Raw genomic sequence first — 16,640 nt, forward strand, 5'->3', positions numbered from 1 at the left:
GTGCCCGACCGGAGCGCAAGCGCGTCCTGATGGCCTGCATTCAGATAGTCGCCCTCGGCGCCTGAGAGCACATGCTGGCCAGGCAGGGCCAGCACCGGAGCCCGGACGCCGGGAATGGCAAAATCTGCGGCATCCTGGAGGATTGCCCCTGGTATTCTGATTGGCCCGGTGTCTTCGGAGACGGCCTTGGGGCGGATTGCTTCTTGCAGGTCGGAGACGCTCTGGACGATGCCATAGGCCGGGGCAGCGGTGTGCTCGATGTCGGAGAGCTTCACCAGATCGCCATAGACCGTGATGCTGCCCAGCCGGTCGCCGTTGTGGGCGCCGCCGTTGCGGCCCTGGTCGGAATACAGCTCGATCACCGAATGATCCATCACCCCGTCGCGGTTCCGGTCGCCATAGGTGATCGAGGCGATCTCGGTGGTGTGGCCCTCGATCACGATGCGGTCGCCCTCGGCGCGGCTGAAGTCCTTGATCACATCATTGCCCAGGACATCGACCCAATGGTCGTGCAGCTTGTCGTTCTCGCCGGCAACCCCGTGCCAGTTGATGCTGCCGTCATCGCGGGTGTGCTTCTCGATATAACGCTTCTTGGCGTTGATAAGGGTCTGGAAATAAAAGATATCTGCGCCCCGCCCGCCGACCAGAAGGTCGTCCGCCGGCACCGGCTGGTTGGGGTAGAGCTTGCCGTTTGTCAGCTCGTTCAGCGGGTCGCCCTCGTCGCGGTCGGGGTCATAGGCGATGGCGCCCTCGCGGCCGTCGGCGCGGCTGATCAGCAGGTCGTTGCCGCTGCCGCCGATCAGCGTGTCCTCGCCGTGGCCGCCATCCAGCACATCGGCGCCGAAGCCGCCCAGCAGGCTGTCGTTGCCGTAATTGCCCTGCAGCACGTCATGGCCGCCCTTGCCGTCGAGCCGGTCGTCGCCAAGGCCGCCGTCGATGCCCTCGTCCAGGGCCGAGCCGTCGACCGTATCGTCGCCGCCGTTGCGGATCATCATCTTGAGGCTGCGGTCCAGATGGCCGTGATGGCTGACGCCGTAGTCTTCCAGGATCTCCAGGAAAGTGTCGCTGGCGCCGTGCAGCTGGCCGAAGGCCGGCGCCAGGTCGGCCATTGCGTCCTGCATCCTGACACTGTCCTTCAGCCCGGCCTCCGAGGCCCGGGCCAGCTCGATCTGGCTGTTTTCGCCGAGCTGGCGGTCAAAGATGCGGATGTCGCTGATGGTGCCTTTGAACAGCGAATGGGCCTCATCCTCCTGGTCGCTGCGCCAGGCGCGGGAGCCGCCGATGACCAGCGCATTGGTGTTGTCCTGGATGCCCTGCTTGAACTGCGGCTCGGCTGCAACCAGCGCGCCGTCAAGCCAGATCATCAGCCCGTCCCGGCCGAAAGTCAGCGAGATATGGTAGGTGGTATTGGCCGACAGCACCAGGTCCGGGACTTTCAGGTATTCGGTCTCGCCGCCGCCGGACTGGGTGGCCACCAGGGTGCCGTCCTTGACCCAGAGCGTGAAGTCGCCCTCGCCGGCGCCGCTGCCATCCTTGGACACCAGCGCCACTTCCCCTGGCAGGCGGTCCAGCGAAAAACTCATCGAAACCGTGCCCGACCGGAGCGCAAGGGTGTTTGAGTGATCAAGGTTGAGGAGGTCTTCCTGGGCACCTGTAAACTGCCGGGAATTCAACTGCGAAAATACCGGCTCCGGGAATGATGTGGCTGCCACGCTTAGGGTCCTCCTTGCTATGGCTTTTGTTCTTGTAAAAGTTACTGCTCAGGCACGAGTCTATCGTGGCCAGACTTGGGCAATCCAAGCCTTTCCGCCGGGTAAGCAAGATCTTGCCCGCCCCTCTGTAAGGAGCTGAATTTACGGTTAATGCCCGGGCGCGGCCGGCGCAGCATCAGCGTGAATGTGTCGGCATTGCGGCAAAATCCGGGCGCAGCCGGTTGGATTGTGCCGGTTTGCGCCGCATGGCGCACGATCCTGAGGCGAAACAATGGCGGGGGGATTTGCCCCCGCAGGAGTGCGCAAAAAAGGCCGGTGAAGCATAGCTTCCACCGGCCCGGATTTTTTGGTTTCGGATGACGGGATCCCGTCAGGTTTTGATCTGCCCTTTGGCCAGAGAGTGATAGATCGCACCGCCCAGCACGGCGCCGATCACCCAGCTGTAGCCGGACAGGAAGCCGAGCCATGGCACCCAGACGGTTGCGACCGAGAACACTGCTGCCAGACCGAAGGCTTTCACCGCTGCCCCGTGCCAGCCGTTATTGTAATGGTAGATGCCGCTCTCCATATTGTAGAGGTCATTCTCGTTCAGCTGTTCTTTGCGCAGCAGATAGTAATCCACGATCATGATGCCAAAGACCGGCGCCAAGGTTGCGCCCAGCGTGTTGACAAAGCCGCTGATGCCGAACTGGCTGATGAAGCTGTTCCAGAAGCCGCCGATCACCAGGGCAAAGAGCGACGTGATCAGGCCGGCCTTGCGGAAGCTGATCTTTTCCGGAGCCAGGCTGGCGATGCCGTTCACCGCGGGGATGAAGTTGGCCACAAGGTTGATGCCGACGGTGGCGGCAAAGAAGGTGATTGCCGCGATGATGCCCAGCACTACGCTGTCGGTGCGCTCGACGATCTCGGTCGGGTTGATGATCTCTTCGCCAAAGACCACGGCCGCGCCGCCGGTGGTCAGCAGCGCCAACGCCGAAAACAGGATCATGTTGAATGGCAGCCCGGCCAGGTTGCCCAGGACCATCGCGGGCTTGTCTTTGGCATAGCGCGAGAAGTCGCTGAAGTTGATCATGACCGCTGCAAAATAGGCCACCATGGTGCCGACAATGGCGACGAAGCCTTTGATTTCGGTCCAGACCGTGCCTTCGGGGTTGGCAAAAATGGTGGCGGTGGCCTCAAGCAGCTGCCCGTCAGAGCGCTGCCACAGCACCACGACCAGGCCGATCATCACCAGATAGACGAAGGGGCCGGCAATGTTCAGGAAGGTCTCCACCCAGCCCATGCCGCGCCAGAAGATCACGATGTGAAACCCCCAGACGATGACAAAGGACAGCCAGTCGATGCCGGTGAGGCCGAGGATCTCGGTGCCGCCGCTGAGGCCGGTGACCGAGCGGATCAGGAGGGCCAGCGCGGTGGAGGCGAAATAGACCTGCACCCCGTACCAGAACACCGCGACCGTGGCCCGCAGCACTGCGGGCAGCTTGGCGCCTTCCGTGCCCAGGCTGGCGCGGGCCAGAACAGGGTAGGGGATGCCGTATTTCTCGCCTGCAGCGCCGGACAGGTTCACCATCCACATCACGAACAGCCCGGCCGCGATCAGCGCGGCAAAGGCGGTCCAGCCGCCAACGCCGTAGGAGATGAACAGCGATGCCACCAGCGAATAGCCGAACAGCGACTGCACGTCATTGGCCCAGATATTGAAGATGGCGAACCATCCCCATGTTTTCTCGTCGCTGCCGACGGGGTTCAGCGCATTGCCCTCAGGGTCCATTGTCCCCCCGTGATGCACATGCATTTCATCAGTTGCGGTCATAACTTCCTCCCTAGAGCCCCTTGGATGGCATTTGCGGGGCCTGCTGCGGGCGGGCCGCCAAACTGTGCCGAAATTGAGCTTGCACCTAACATGTTACGAAGTATTCTATAAAATAGACTATAAAGAATTTCAGATAGCACCTTAAGGCAAGTGCGGGAAATGACAGCGGGAGAGCAGGCAATGAGCAAGGCGCAGGATGTTCAGCTTTTGGCGGACCGGGCCCAGGATGCGCTATGGGCTGCCCTGCGCAGCGGGACGCTGCGGGCCGGGCAGTTCCTGTCGATGCCGCAGCTGGTGACGCTGCTGGACTACCCCCTGGCTGCGGTGCGCGAGGCCGTGAAACAGGCCAGTTCCCAGGGCCTTTTGATCACATTGCCGAAGCGTGGCATCCAGGTGATGGAGGCAAGCCCGGACATCATCCGCGACTGTCTCGATTTCCGCATGGTGCTGGATCAGGAGGGCGCGCGGCGCCGGGTTTCGGATGGCCGCTATGACGGTCTGGACGCTCTGAAGGAGCGTCACCAGCAGATGCTGGAGGCCGCCCGCGCAAATGCAGGCAGCGATCTGCCGCCGCAGGCCATTCAAGTCGATCTGTCGCTGCATGACTTCCTGGCAGCGGGGCTGGAAAACGCCCAGCTCTCTGCGGCTTACAACGCCAACCGGATGCGTATCGCGATCATTCAGAACGCACGCCCCTTCCTGCAGGTCCGCATCGTCTCCGCCATGGAAGAGCACCTGGCCGTGATCGGCGCCCTGGAAAACCGGGATGCCAGCGCCGCAGCTGCAGCGATCCGATACCATTGCGAGCAAACCCTGCGCTGGTGGGGTGTGGCCTGAGGCCAGCCGTTTCCCGCGCTTGACACAGCAGAGACGGGGCTTTTACAAGGCGGTGATGGTTTTCCCCGGGGCCACTCCGGGGGGATGAAAAGGGAACACGGTGAGGTGTAGCCATCAGGCGCCAATTCCGTGACTGCCCCCGCAACTGTGTGCGGAGAGCAATGCTGCCACAAGCCACTGCCCCACAGAAGGGCGGGAAGGCGCAGCAAAGCCTCGACCCGCGAGTCAGGAGACCTGCCATCAGATGTTCAACCAACCCGGGGCGGGGCGTCCTGGAAGGAGGCTTCTATGGCACGTGTTTCCTGTGCCGTCATGACTGGCAGCTTCTCTCCGCGCGCGCAAATGTGCGAGGCGGATCATGCTGGAGTTTTGTGACCACACGATTCTGATCTGCGCCACCTGCAAAGGAGCGGCTGAAGCCAGTCGGCTGCGCGCAGCCCTCTCGGACCGCATCCCCGGGCGCTTTGCGCTGCGGGCTGTTGATTGCATGGCCGGTTGCGGCCAGCCGGTGACGGTGGGCTTTCAGGCTGAGGGCAAAGCCCAATACCTCTTTGGCGGCATCCAGTCCCCGGCGGACACCGAAGCACTGGCCCGCTTTGCGCACCAGTACCTGGCAAGCGAGACCGGCTGGACCAATGCCAGCGAACGCCCGGCGCAGCTTTATGACAAGACCCTGGCCCGGCTGCCGAGGATCAAGGCGGAGGCCGCGCCATGACCGCTTCGCAGCCTTTCCTCAGCGTGCGCGGCCTGGAATATTACGCGCTGAACGGCGACGCCCTGGTAAGCGATGTCTCCTTCGATCTGGACAAGGGCGCTGTTCTTGCCATCGCCGGTCCCAACGGAGCAGGCAAGTCAACATTGTTGAACCTCCTGTCCGGGATCGAGCCGCTGGCGCTTGGCGATGTGCTGGTCGGCGGGCAAAGCCTGCGGCAGATGAAGGCCGGGGAACGTGCCCGGATGATCGCCATCGTCAGCCAGCAGTCCGCACCCGACGGGCGGCTGCTCTTGCGCGACTACGTGGCGCTGGGGCAGATGCCGCTGGCCCGGACGCGCCCGGCTGAGCAGGATGCCACGGCGCTGGCCCGCATTCTCGATCTCACCGGCCTGGCGCATAAGGCCGGCAAGCCAATGGCCCAGCTCTCCGGCGGCGAGCGCCAGCGCGCTCATATTGCCCGCGCTCTGGCGCAGGAGCCTGCCCTTCTGGTGCTGGATGAGCCGACCAACCACCTGGATCCGGACGCAAAGGGGCGGATGCTGTCGCTGGTCGCCTCGCTGGGGGTCACCGTGGTGATGGTGGTGCATGATCTGGTGATGATCCCCGAGTTCGCCACCCATGCGGCGCTGATGAAGGCCACCCGCCTCACCGCCTTTGGGCCGGCTGCCGAGGTGCTGACACCTGAAAGCGTGCAGGACACCTTTGGTGTCAGCTACCTGCGCTTGCCTCATGAAGGGCGGATGATCCCCGCCCTCGATATCCGGAAATCCCAAATTCAATTCTGACTGATGGAGACGTGAAATGAAACTGATCTGGACGGCTGCCGTTGCAGCCAGCCTGGCCACCGGCGCTGCTGCCGGGGTGACGGTCGACAACTGCGGCGCACCGCTGGAGTTCGATGCCGCACCGGAACGCCTGGTGGTGCATGACATCAACATGTCCGAAATGGCCTTTGCCCTGGGGCTGCAGGACAAAATGGTTGGCCTGACAGGCATCACCGGCTGGTACAAGACCAGCGCCGCGTTCGATGACGCCCGCGGCGATATTCCGGAACTGGCCCCCAAGTACCCGACCGTGGAGAACCTGGTTGCGGCCTCGCCCGACCTGTTCTTTGCCGGCTGGTACTACGGCATGAAGCCCGGCGGCGAGGTGACCCCGGACACGCTGGAGCCTTTCGGCATCAAGACCATGGTGCTGACCGAAAGCTGCGTGCACTTGGACAAGGAACGCCCGGCGGCCTCCATGGACCTGCTGTTCGGCGACGTGCTGCGTCTGGGCCAGGTGATGCATGTCGAGGACAAGGCCGAGGCCCTGGTCTCCGGCTGGCAGGAGCAGCTGGCCGCCATCGAAGCCAAGACCGCGGATCAGCACAAGCCCCGCGTCTTCCTGCTGGACGGCCCGGCTGATGCGCCCTTCACCGCAGGCAAATTCGCAATCCCGGATGCAATGATCGCAGCCGCGGGCGGCGAAAGCGTCACCCATGAGCTCGACACCAGCTGGGGGCGCACCTCCTGGGAAGCGGTTGCCGCCGCCAACCCCGAATTCCTGGTGCTGCTGGACTACCAGAACGGCAACGGCGCCGAGGACACCTTCAAGTTCCTGCAGGAGCACCCGGTGATGGCCCATACCGACGCGGTCAAGAACGCCCGCTGGGTCGGCCTGCGCTATGAAGAGCTGACTCCTGGGCCGGCAAACATTGCTGCAATCGAAAAGATCGCCCAGGCCATGCACCCGGACCTGTTCTGATATGGGCCGTTTCGGCCTTTCGCTGATACTGGGGGCGGCCGTTCTGGCCGCCCTCCTTCTGCTGTCGGTGCTTTACGGCACCACGGATGTTCCGGTCTCCGAAGTCTTCACCGCAATCGTCTCAGGCCTGGGGTTCAGCGCTGCCGAGCCCGAACCGATGCACCGGATCATCTTCGATCTGCGTTTGCCGAGGGCGCTGTTTGCGGCGCTGATCGGCGCCGGGCTGGGGCTGGTCGGCGTGGTGCTGCAGACCACCACCCGCAACGACCTGGCCGATCCGTTCCTGTTCGGCCTGTCCTCCGGCGCTGCTGCCGGAGCGGTGCTGGTCATCACCGTTACTGGCGATGTGCTGGGGATCTGGACCCTGCCGCTGGCCGCCTTCTGCGGCGGGCTGGTGGCCTCGGGCATCGTGCTCGCGCTGGTTCAGGCGCTGCAGACCAGCGCCCCCGAGAAACTGATCCTGGCAGGGCTTGCCGTCTCTTTCCTGTTTGCAGCCATCACCAACTACCTGATCTTCTCCGGCGACAACCGCGCCGCCCATTCAGTGATCTTCTGGATGCTGGGCGGGCTGGGGCTAGCCCGGTGGGAGACCCTGCCGCTGGTCGCCGCAGGCCTTGGCCTGATCCTGGCCTATGCGCTGTGGCGCAGCCGCTGGCTGGATGCGCTGCTGGCAGGCGACATCACCGCCGCCAGCCTCGGCGTGCCGGTGAAATCCATGCGCTTCCGCATGTTCCTGGTCGCTGCGCTGTCCACCGCTGCCTTTGTCTCGGTTGCAGGCGTCATCGGCTTTGTCGGCCTGATGGTGCCCCATATCGCCCGCGGCCTGGCCGGGCCTCTGCACCGCCGCCTGCTGCCGCTGGCCGCCCTGACCGGTGCTATCCTGCTCACCGGCTCCGATATCCTCTCCCGCCTCCTGCTCGCCCCGCAAGAGCTGCCGGTGGGCATCGTGACAACCTCCGTCGGCTCTGCCTTCGTCTTTCTGCTGCTGCTGGGAACCCGTAAACACGGCCGCTGACCGGCAATCCGGCCCTTGAAAATCAGGGCTGGCATTTCGCGGCAATATAATTGACACTGTCAATTACTATGACCGAGTCCCGTTTCCGCCTTCACAACTCCCTGGGCTATCAGATCACCATGCTGGCCCGGGTGATCGAACGCCGCTTCGAACAGCGCATCGCCGGCTACGGCCTCACCCGGCCGATGTGGTGCGTGCTTCTGGCCGCAGGCCTGGAAGGGCTGCATACACCCTCAGAGATTGCTGCGTTCATCGGCATCGACCGGACCGCCACTTCCCGCACCCTCCGGCTGATGGAGGAACGCGGCTTCATCCTCCGCAGCAGCGGCACAGGGGACGGGCGCTCGATCCGGGTGGAACTGACCGCCCAGGGGCAAACCGCCTTGGACGCGGTCCTGCCGATCGCGCAGGAAAACGCGGCGTATTTCGAAGCCAAACTGGCAGAGACAGAGCTGCAGGAACTGCGCCGCACTGCCGCCAAGCTGATGCAGGACGAACCGCGCACCGTTCCCAAGCTGTAACTTGCAAGGAAAGACCATGGGCAAACTGTTTTCCTACCGAAACCGGCCGGTGCATCTGGGACCGTACCCTCTGGAAACCCTTGCACGCCAGGCTGTGCCTGCGGGTCTGGACTCCATCCCGCCGCTGCAGCAAATCTCCTTCCGCCGCCCCGAAGCGCCGCTGTCGATTGTCAACGCCATGCGCGACTATCAGGCGATGCTGGATGCCACCCGTGAAGGGCTGGTGAAGAAGGAATGCGCTGCCATCCCAGCCTGCCCGCAAGAGCGGGCTGACCACCTGAAGGCCTTCGGCTACTACTGCGATGCCTCGCTGGCGGGCGCCTGTGCTGTGCCGCAAGCCGCCTGGCTGGAAGAGCCGCTGGTCAACCCGGATGTGGACACGCTGGCCGAAACTCTGCGCTCGAAGCAGACCCAGACCTTTGCCTCGGGCATCGACGTGGTGCTGGCTTCCTTGCGCGAGGCGATGAAGGCGCCGCCGGTCAGCTGCCGCCATCACCCGCACGCCCTGGTCTTCATCTACGAATTCCCGCGTGACCCCGGGGCAGGGGAGGAAGGCACGGACTGGCTGCATGATGCGCAAGACCAGCGTGCCTGCTTGCGGGCTGCGGAAACAGTGGTGACGCTTGCCAATTACATCCGCCTGCTGGGCTGGGAAGCCCGTGCCCACACCGGCGCCGCTACCGACGTGCACCTGGGCCGGCTGGCGGTTCAGGCAGGGCTTGCCACTTATGAAAACGGCGTGCTGACCAATCCCTTCCTGGGCAGCCGCTTCGGCATCGCCGCAATTACCACCACGCTGGAGCTGGCACCGGATCAACCGCTGGTGCCGGGCCAAATACCGGGGCTCAAGTACCGCTTCGGCCTCGGTGCCCACGCCAAAAGCGCCGGCAGCCGCGACCCCTATGCTAAACGCGCCTTCAAGGACGGGCCGCACCCGTTTGAAACGCTCAAGCGCGTGTCAGATCCAACGACCTATATCGACGAGGCAAACGTCGCCCGCGTGCCCAAGCGCACCGACATGTTCGCCCGTGCGCTGTTCGGCGACATGGGCAAGGGACCGCAAGAGGCTGCCAGGAATGGCAACTACGTCCGCAAGTCTTCCTCTGCCTTTGCCTTCCGCTCGTCGCTGGCGGCCTTTGTCCTGCTGCAGGACGGGCAGGCCGCGCCACAGATCGACCCTTCCGCCGCGGACGCCGCCCGCAATGCTGCCAGCATCAAGGCCGCCGCCTATTTCCTTGGTTGCGATGCGGTGGGCATCTCGCGCTGCCCGGACTGGGCCTATTACTCGCACGACGCAGCGGGTGCGCCGCTGGCCCCGTACCACGAAAACGCCATCAGCATGATCATCGACCAGGGTCACGAAACCATGGAGGGTGCCTCGGGCGACGACTGGATCGCCTGCGCCCAGTCGATGCGCGCCTACCTGCGGTTCTCGCTGCTGGGCGGGGTCATCGCGCAGCAGATCCGCAACCTCGGCTATACCGCCCGGGTGCATTCAGTGATGGATGGCGAGGTGCTGCAGCCGCCGCTGCTGCTGCTCTCGGGCCTGGGCGAGGTCTCCCGCATCGGCGAGGTGATCCTGAACCCGTTCCTTGGCCCCCGGCTGAAGTCCGGCGCGGTCACCACCAACCTGCCGATGACCCATGATCTGCCTGTGGACTTTGGCCTGCAGCGGTTCTGTGAAGCCTGCAACAAATGCGCCCGCGAATGCCCGTCAGGTGCCATCACCGCCGGGCCCAAGCTGATGTTCAACGGTTACGAGATCTGGAAATCCGACAGCCAGAAATGCACCACCTACCGGGTCAGCACACCCGGCGGCGCCATGTGCGGCCGCTGCATGAAAACCTGCCCCTGGAACCTGGAAGGGCTGTTTGCCGAGGCACCGTTCCGCTGGGCTGCCATGAATGTGCCGGGCAGCGCCAAGGCGCTGGCAAAACTCGATGACGCGCTGGGTAACGGCGAGGTCAACAAGGTCAAGAAATGGTGGTGGGATCTCGAGATGGAGGACGAGGGCCCCTATGACCCCACCCGCCATCCGGTGAATGAGCGCAAGCTCTCCAAGGATCTGGACCTGAAGTTCGAGGACCAAACGCTGGCGGTCTATCCCGCACCGCTGGCGCCGCCGCCCTACGCCTGGCCTGCGCCGATGGACCGGGAGGCCGGAATTGCGGCCTATCAGAATTTGATCACGGCCCAGGAGCACAAACGACGCCGTGCCGCAGGCTTGCCGCCGGAGCATGTCTATACCGCCGATCAGGGCGAAGCGCCGGTGATGCGGGTGCGCCTGTCGAAGGTGGAGCACATGACGGACAGCGTCACCAAGTATGAGTTCTCGCTGCCGGACGGTGCGGCTTTGCCTCCGGCCACAGCGGGTGCGCACATCGATGTGGTGGTGGCTCCGGAGTTCCTCCGTCAGTACTCGCTGTCCGGCGACCCGGCGGACCCCTCCAAATACCAGATCGCGGTGCTGCGCGAGGACGAGGGCCGCGGCGGATCGAAACTCATGCACCGGATCTTCGAAGAGGGGCGGATGGTGTTCATCTCAAAACCCATCAATCACTTCCCGCTGGTTGAGGATGCCGGCAAATCCTACCTCATGGGCGGCGGTATCGGGGTGACGCCGATGATCGCCATGGCGCACCGGCTGCATGCTTTGGGCCGAGATTTCGAATTCCGCTATTCCTGTTCGAAAATGTCAAATGGGGGGTTCCTTGAGGATCTGAAGGGAGTTCCATGGGTTGATAAAGTGCATCTGCATTTTTCCGATCAGGGCACCCGTGCTGACCTGAAGGAAGTGCTGCGGTACGTTCCGGGCAGCCAAGTCTACACCTGCGGGCCGGACGCCTATATGCAGGCAGTGCTCGATACTGCGCGCGGCAACGGCTTTCCGGAAGAGAGCTGCCATATGGAGTATTTCTCAGTCCCTGAGCAGCCGGAATACGAGAACCACGCCTTCACGCTGAAGCTGGCAAGCTCTGGACGCGAGATTGTTGTTCCGGCTGAGAAGACGGCAGCCGATGTGCTGCTGGAGCAGGGCTTTCATGTGGATGTAAAATGCTCCGACGGCATCTGCGGCGTGTGCAAATGCGGGCTGATTTCGGGGGAGGCTGAGCACCGGGACTTTGTGCTCTCCAACAAGCAGCGCGAGGATGCCATTATCCTGTGCCAGTCCCGTGCCTTGGAGCCGGACGGCGTGCTGGAGATCGATTTGTAGCGGCAGCTGCTTAGAACGGCTGCCGCTCGCCCAGCAGATAGCGGGCAACGTCGGCATAATCAAAGGCGAGCGAAACAGAAAGCACTGCGCTAACCGCCAGAATGATGTGCCGGGGCAGGGCGGGCATATCCGTGCGCTGACGCTGGCGCCAAAGCCAGATGACCAGCGGAGTCCACAGCAGCACATGCGGCAGCCCCAGGAGCCGTACATACCCGAGCTGGCCGTAAATCCAGTAGACCCCGCCGGCGGCGGCAATGCTGACGGCCACGGTCGCCGCTCCCGCAATCCGGCTGGGCTTCCAGATCAGCAGTGCCAGCGGCAGAACGAAACCGCCGAAAAACAGCAGGTTCAGCCAGATCTGCACCCATTGCGGCTGGGTGGCGATTGCCTCTTCCAAAGTCATGCGCGCGGCCCTCCTGCCGGAACCCTAGGCAAGGGCAGGGGAGGCGGCAAGGGCTACAGCGGAGATCCTTCGCGCATCTTGTCCTGCTCTGACGGGGTGGGCGTGTGATTGAACACATAAGCGGTGCGGCAAGCGTCCTCGCCGCCCAATTCCTCAATCCTGCGGCGCTGATCCGCAAAGGCACGTGCATTTGCCGCTTCAGGATCGCAGATCGCCTGCAGCCGCCGCTCGCCCTCAGCCAGGGCAGCATTGATCTCCGGATCATTCACCCCGTCCATGGCCCGGTTCATTTGCTCATGCGGATCCGCCTCCAGATCGAACAGCTGCGGCTGCATCCCGGCGTAGTAGACGTATTTCCACTTGCTCCAGCGCACCATGAAGGCGCCGGTTTTCGAGCCGCCGTCGTGATACTCGCTGAACCCGGTACGGGCCGCGTCGTAGGGTGCACTGGCGATTGAACGCAGCGAGACGCCCGGCAGGCCCGTCTCCTGTGCCACACCGCAAACCTCGCGCGCAGTGGCGGCGATATCGGTCAGATTTGTGCAGGTTGCCACAATTGCGCCCGCCGGCACGCCCGGGCCCGCGGCAATCATCGGCACCCCGGCGCTGGCCTCATACATCACCTGTTTGGTCCAGAACCCCTGGTCTCCCATCATGTCGCCATGGTCCGAAACATAAAGGATCACCGTGTTTTCCAGCTGGCCGCTGGCCTCCAGAGCCTTGATCACCCGGCCCATGCAATCATCCATAAAAGATGTCAGCCCGTAATACGCTGCCTTGGCCTCGCGCATCTTCTGCTCGTCGAAGTAATCATCGTAGTTGAAGAACTCTGCTATGTTGCGCAGCTCCTCGTGGTCCGGCAGCCCTTCGCCATAGCCTACCGGCAAGTCCATGTCTGCCGGGTCGTACATGCTGTACCACTCCTCCGGGCAGGTGAGCGGGTAATGCGGGCTGACCAGCGAAACAAACGCGGCCCAAGGCTGCTCCTGCCGCTTGGGATCGGCAAGCCAGGCCTCCGCTGCATCGGTGATCGCCAGGTCATAATCGGTATAGGTGCTGGAGCCAGTGCCGACATCGCCGGCCAGTTCTGCCGCCGAGTCATAAGGCGGCGGGTTTTCCCGCAGCAGGCCGATCGCCCAGCCGACGCCGCCCACCACATGCATCGGCACGATCTCTTCGGAGAACCCGTTGTCATTCTCGCTTGAGCGGAAATGCAGCTTGCCGATCGACACCACCTCGCGGCCCGCCTCCCGCAGCGCATGCATCCAGCTCTGCGGCTTCCCGGCATAGGGCGTGGCACTGTCCCAATGGCCGGTCTTGTGCACCCAATTGCCGGTGGCCAGCGCTGCCCGGGTCGGCACGCACATCGGCGAAGGCGTATAGGCCGAGGTGAACATCGTGCCCCGCGCCGCCAGCGCATCCAGATTCGGCGTCTTCACAATCGGATGGCCCGCGCAGCCCATCGCATCCTTGCGGTGCTCGTCGGAAATTATGACCAGGAAATTCGGCTGCTCGCTCATCGGATCCTCCCTAACGCCGCCTGTGCCGCAATGGCCAGGCAGCCAGGCCACACAGTTGTGGAAATCCGCGCGGCAATCCAATAGATAAATTTTCCATCTCTTGATAAGAAAATTTATGGCAAGGCATGACGACACCTCTGAAGTGGCTGCACAATTTCGAAGCTGTTGCCCGGCTCGGCAATATGACATTGGCCGCGCAGGAGGTCGGGCTGACCCAGGCGGCGCTCAGCCAGCAGATGCAGGCGCTGGAAACCCACCTGAAACTGCAGCTGTTCACCCGCGAGCCGCGCGGCATGTCGCTCACCGCCTCCGGCGCACAGCTTTACAGCGATGTGTCCCCCGGGCTGGAGCAGATCAGCAACGCCCTGAAACGCTACCAGCAACCGCAGAGCAGCCGTCTGCGCATCCTCTGCAACGCCAGTTTCGCCCTGCGCTGGCTGATCCCCAACATGCCGCGGTTCCATGCTCTCCATCCTGACATCCAGGTGGAGACCCGAACTGCCCTCTGGCGTCCCGAGAGGCACGGCTACGACCCGGATGCCGAGATATTCCTGGGCGGCCCGGTGCAGCCGGCGCCCGCCAAGGCCATCATGCACTGCGAAATCGCTGCGGTTCACGCACCAAGCTGCCCCGAGGAGGGCCCGAAGCCGGTGATCCGTATCAGCGGCCAGGAAAGCCTGTTCGAAGAATGGCTCAAGACCCCGCGCTTTACGGCCTCCAAGGCCCGTCAAATCCTCGAAGTGGACAGCGTGCACGCTGCGGTCAGCCTCGCTGCAGATGGCCTCGGCTGGACCCTGTGCCCCTCTTTCCTGGTCCGCGAGGAGGTGCAATCCGGACGGCTCGTTGCAATGGATGCCGGCGTTTCGGCGCCTAAAAGGGCCTATTGGCTCCAGTTGAAAAACCGCCCCGGTGCGGCGGCCGAGGTTTTTTGCGATTGGATTTCCGCGGCGGCGGCCGACACTCAGACCGGAAGTTGCGCCGCTGGCTCGGCGCCATGAAGGGTTTGAGGAGATGCACAGGAACCGTACCTTCTTCTTTGTAAAAATACTCAAAATTCTAAGGCCGGCCACAGGCATTGCGCGGTGACAGACGGCGCTTGCCCGGTTTCCATCTTGCAGACGTGCAGGCCGGCTGCTATCTCCGTTAAAGAGAATGTTATGATATAACATAATCGGAGATTCGCATGACGGACAACAGGCTGCCGGTCACGGTGCTGTCGGGCTTTCTTGGCGCCGGCAAGACCACCCTTCTGAACCACGTGCTGAACAACCGCGCGGGCCGCCGGGTGGCGGTCATCGTCAACGACATGAGCGAAGTAAACATCGACGCCGATCTGGTGCGCGGTGAAACCGAACTGTCGCGCCAGGACGAAAAACTGGTGGAAATGACCAATGGCTGCATCTGCTGCACCCTTCGCGACGACCTGCTGCAGGAGGTAAGACGCCTCGCTGCCGAGGGCCGGTTCGACTACCTTCTGATCGAAAGCACCGGCATCGCCGAGCCGCTGCCGGTGGCGGCGACTTTTGATTTCCGCGATGCGGACGGCGAGAGCCTCTCGGATGTTGCCCGCCTCGACACTATGGTCACCGTGGTCGATGCGGTGAACCTGCTGCAGGACTTCTCCAGCCACGATTTCCTCAGCGACCGCGGCGAAAGCCTGGGCGAGGAGGACGACCGCACCCTGGTCAACCTTCTCACCGACCAGATCGAATTTTCCAATGTCATCATCCTGAACAAGGTGAGTGAAGCCGGACCGGCCAAGACCGAAGCCGCGATGCTGGTCATCAAGTCGCTGAACCCGGATGCCGAAGTGATCCATGCGGATTACTCCGAGGTGGATGGCGACCGCATCTTCGACACAGGCCGGTTCGACTTTGACCGCGCCCATGAGCATCCCCTGTGGGCCAAGGAGCTGTACGGGTTCGAGCACCATGTGCCCGAGACCGAAGAATATGGCATCTCCTCCTTTGTCTACCGCGCCAAGCGTCCCTTTGATCCAGCCAAAATCCATGCGCTGCTGAACGGCGATCTGCCGGGCGTGATCCGCGCCAAGGGCCATTTCTGGATGGCCACCCGCCCTGAATGGGCCGCTGAGTTTTCCCTTGCCGGCGCCATCTCCTCGGTCCGCCCGCTGGGCCTGTGGTGGGCGGCAGTGCCAACCGAGCGCTGGCCCAGCCACCCGGAAGCCCGGCGCGAGTTCCTGCAGAACTGGGATGAAACCTGGGGCGACCGGCGCCAGGAACTGGTTTTCATCGGCTCCGGCCTGGATGAGGCGGCAACCGCCGCGCGCCTGGATGCCTGCCTGATGCCGGAAACCGCAGGCGGCTTTGACCCGGCCTGGGCATCGCTCGAGGACCCGTTCCCAAGCTGGCGCCGGAATGGCTGACCGCAGGGCACGCCGCAACCTGAACTCGCGTCTGAAACGGCGGCGCCGGGCCGGGAACCCGATGCAGGCCTATGATGCCCTGCCGCCGCCCCTGCGGCAGTGGCTGGCGTCGGCCTGCCTGCCCTGGAGCCCGGCGTCGGCGCTCAGGCTCTGGAGCAAGGCAGGCGGCAGCCGCAATCCTGCTGAGGCTGCTGCACGGCTGGATGCCGCTGAACAGGCTATGCTGCGGCGCGATGCCGGAGTTTGGGAATTCCGCAGATGACTGGGCCTCAGGCGGATTTCTGTTCCGCCTCACCGGCGGCATCATACTCTGCGCGGGCGGCGTCGATCTGAGGCAGATGCTCCAGCGCCCATAATCCCAGCGCCTTCACAGGCTCACGGAAAGACTCACCCAGCGGTGTCAGCGCGTATTCGACCTTGGGCGGGATGGTCGGGTAATAGGTTCGGCTGACCAGCCCGTCGCGCTCCAGCCCGCGCAGGGTCAGGCTCAGCATCCGCTGCGAAATTCCCAGGTTGCGTTTCAGCTCGTTGAACCGCAGCACCCCGTATTGCGACAGCGAAATCACCACCAGCACGCTCCAGCGGTCGCCAACCCGCGACAGCACCTCGTTGATGCCCCTGCAATCCGGGCAATGCGCAGCTTCGGCCATGGCGGTTCCCTCTGTGTGACCGGGGCTAAAATTTGTGCCTTCTTGTGCCCCTTCCAGTGCCGTCTATATAGCCGGTTACAAATTTATACCAGCCTGCAGGCGCTTCCC

15 protein-coding genes and 1 riboswitch are annotated in these 16,640 nt (G+C 63.5%); of the genes, 10 read left to right on the forward strand and 5 right to left on the reverse strand.

All coding sequences use genetic code 11. The annotated features are described in order from the left end of the window. Both RA20_RS24530 and RA20_RS03680 read right to left on the reverse strand, forming a co-directional pair. Positions 1 to 1,712: LamG-like jellyroll fold domain-containing protein (locus RA20_RS24530; RefSeq protein ID WP_342586143.1), on the reverse strand; the 1,712-nt coding region annotated here is incomplete at its 3' end. Positions 1,713 to 2,082: 370 nt separating this feature from the next. Continuing rightward, on the reverse strand, positions 2,083 to 3,525 hold the full coding sequence (locus tag RA20_RS03680) for an NCS1 family nucleobase:cation symporter-1 (RefSeq protein ID WP_039124751.1): 1,443 nt from the start codon (positions 3,523 to 3,525) through the stop codon (positions 2,083 to 2,085). 180 nt (positions 3,526 to 3,705) lie between these two features. Between RA20_RS03680 and RA20_RS03685 the strand changes: the two genes are divergently transcribed. The 7 genes from RA20_RS03685 to RA20_RS03715 all read left to right on the forward strand — a co-directional run bounded on the left by RA20_RS03685 (position 3,706) and on the right by RA20_RS03715 (position 11,573). Continuing rightward, positions 3,706 to 4,362: a GntR family transcriptional regulator gene (locus tag RA20_RS03685; protein ID WP_039124753.1), complete on the forward strand. Its 657-nt coding sequence runs from the start codon at positions 3,706 to 3,708 to the stop codon at positions 4,360 to 4,362. A 39-nt stretch (positions 4,363 to 4,401) separates the two neighbouring features. After that, positions 4,402 to 4,618: riboswitch (cobalamin riboswitch) on the forward strand. 102 nt (positions 4,619 to 4,720) lie between these two features. Next, the gene (locus tag RA20_RS03690) at positions 4,721 to 5,077 is read left to right on the forward strand and encodes a DUF1636 family protein (protein ID WP_039124755.1); all 357 of its coding nucleotides are present in this window, start codon (positions 4,721 to 4,723) and stop codon (positions 5,075 to 5,077) included. Continuing rightward, the gene (locus tag RA20_RS03695; RefSeq protein ID WP_039124757.1) at positions 5,074 to 5,862 is read left to right on the forward strand and encodes an ABC transporter ATP-binding protein; all 789 of its coding nucleotides are present in this window, start codon (positions 5,074 to 5,076) and stop codon (positions 5,860 to 5,862) included. The genes RA20_RS03690 and RA20_RS03695 overlap by 4 nt, the downstream gene beginning before the upstream one ends. A gap of 16 nt (positions 5,863 to 5,878) precedes the next feature. Continuing rightward, positions 5,879 to 6,823: an ABC transporter substrate-binding protein gene (locus RA20_RS03700; protein WP_039124758.1), complete on the forward strand. Its 945-nt coding sequence runs from the start codon at positions 5,879 to 5,881 to the stop codon at positions 6,821 to 6,823. A gap of 1 nt (position 6,824) precedes the next feature. Continuing rightward, positions 6,825 to 7,838, forward strand: a complete 1,014-nt coding sequence (locus RA20_RS03705; RefSeq protein ID WP_039124760.1) for a FecCD family ABC transporter permease — start codon at positions 6,825 to 6,827, stop codon at positions 7,836 to 7,838. A 68-nt stretch (positions 7,839 to 7,906) separates the two neighbouring features. Next, positions 7,907 to 8,359: a MarR family winged helix-turn-helix transcriptional regulator gene (locus RA20_RS03710; RefSeq protein WP_039124762.1), complete on the forward strand. Its 453-nt coding sequence runs from the start codon at positions 7,907 to 7,909 to the stop codon at positions 8,357 to 8,359. A 16-nt stretch (positions 8,360 to 8,375) separates the two neighbouring features. After that, on the forward strand, positions 8,376 to 11,573 hold the full coding sequence (locus RA20_RS03715; RefSeq protein WP_039124764.1) for a 2Fe-2S iron-sulfur cluster-binding protein: 3,198 nt from the start codon (positions 8,376 to 8,378) through the stop codon (positions 11,571 to 11,573). 10 nt (positions 11,574 to 11,583) lie between these two features. Here the strand turns inward: RA20_RS03715 and RA20_RS03720 are convergent, their stop codons facing one another. Together RA20_RS03720 and RA20_RS03725 are read right to left on the reverse strand one after the other, a co-directional pair. Continuing rightward, positions 11,584 to 11,976, reverse strand: coding sequence for a hypothetical protein (locus tag RA20_RS03720; RefSeq protein ID WP_039124765.1), 393 nt, complete (start codon positions 11,974 to 11,976; stop codon positions 11,584 to 11,586). Between the two features lie 53 nt (positions 11,977 to 12,029). After that, positions 12,030 to 13,496, reverse strand: a complete 1,467-nt coding sequence (locus tag RA20_RS03725; protein WP_039124767.1) for a sulfatase-like hydrolase/transferase — start codon at positions 13,494 to 13,496, stop codon at positions 12,030 to 12,032. 125 nt (positions 13,497 to 13,621) lie between these two features. On the opposite strand from RA20_RS03725, the gene RA20_RS03730 reads away from it, so the two are divergent. The 3 genes from RA20_RS03730 (at position 13,622) to RA20_RS03740 (ending at position 16,144) form a co-directional block, all read left to right on the forward strand. Next, complete coding sequence (locus RA20_RS03730; protein WP_039124769.1) at positions 13,622 to 14,494, forward strand: LysR family transcriptional regulator; 873 nt, start codon at positions 13,622 to 13,624, stop codon at positions 14,492 to 14,494. 185 nt (positions 14,495 to 14,679) lie between these two features. After that, on the forward strand, positions 14,680 to 15,882 hold the full coding sequence (locus RA20_RS03735; RefSeq protein ID WP_039124771.1) for a GTP-binding protein: 1,203 nt from the start codon (positions 14,680 to 14,682) through the stop codon (positions 15,880 to 15,882). Then, positions 15,875 to 16,144, forward strand: a complete 270-nt coding sequence (locus tag RA20_RS03740; protein WP_039124773.1) for a DUF6525 family protein — start codon at positions 15,875 to 15,877, stop codon at positions 16,142 to 16,144. The genes RA20_RS03735 and RA20_RS03740 overlap by 8 nt, the downstream gene beginning before the upstream one ends. Before the next feature lie 7 nt (positions 16,145 to 16,151). Here the strand turns inward: RA20_RS03740 and RA20_RS03745 are convergent, their stop codons facing one another. Beyond that, positions 16,152 to 16,532, reverse strand: coding sequence for a winged helix-turn-helix transcriptional regulator (locus RA20_RS03745; RefSeq protein WP_039124775.1), 381 nt, complete (start codon positions 16,530 to 16,532; stop codon positions 16,152 to 16,154). Between the last annotated feature and the right edge of the window lie 108 nt (positions 16,533 to 16,640).

Origin of the sequence: Leisingera sp. ANG-Vp, from assembly GCF_000813725.1 — a bacterium.
Classification (GTDB): domain Bacteria; phylum Pseudomonadota; class Alphaproteobacteria; order Rhodobacterales; family Rhodobacteraceae; genus Leisingera.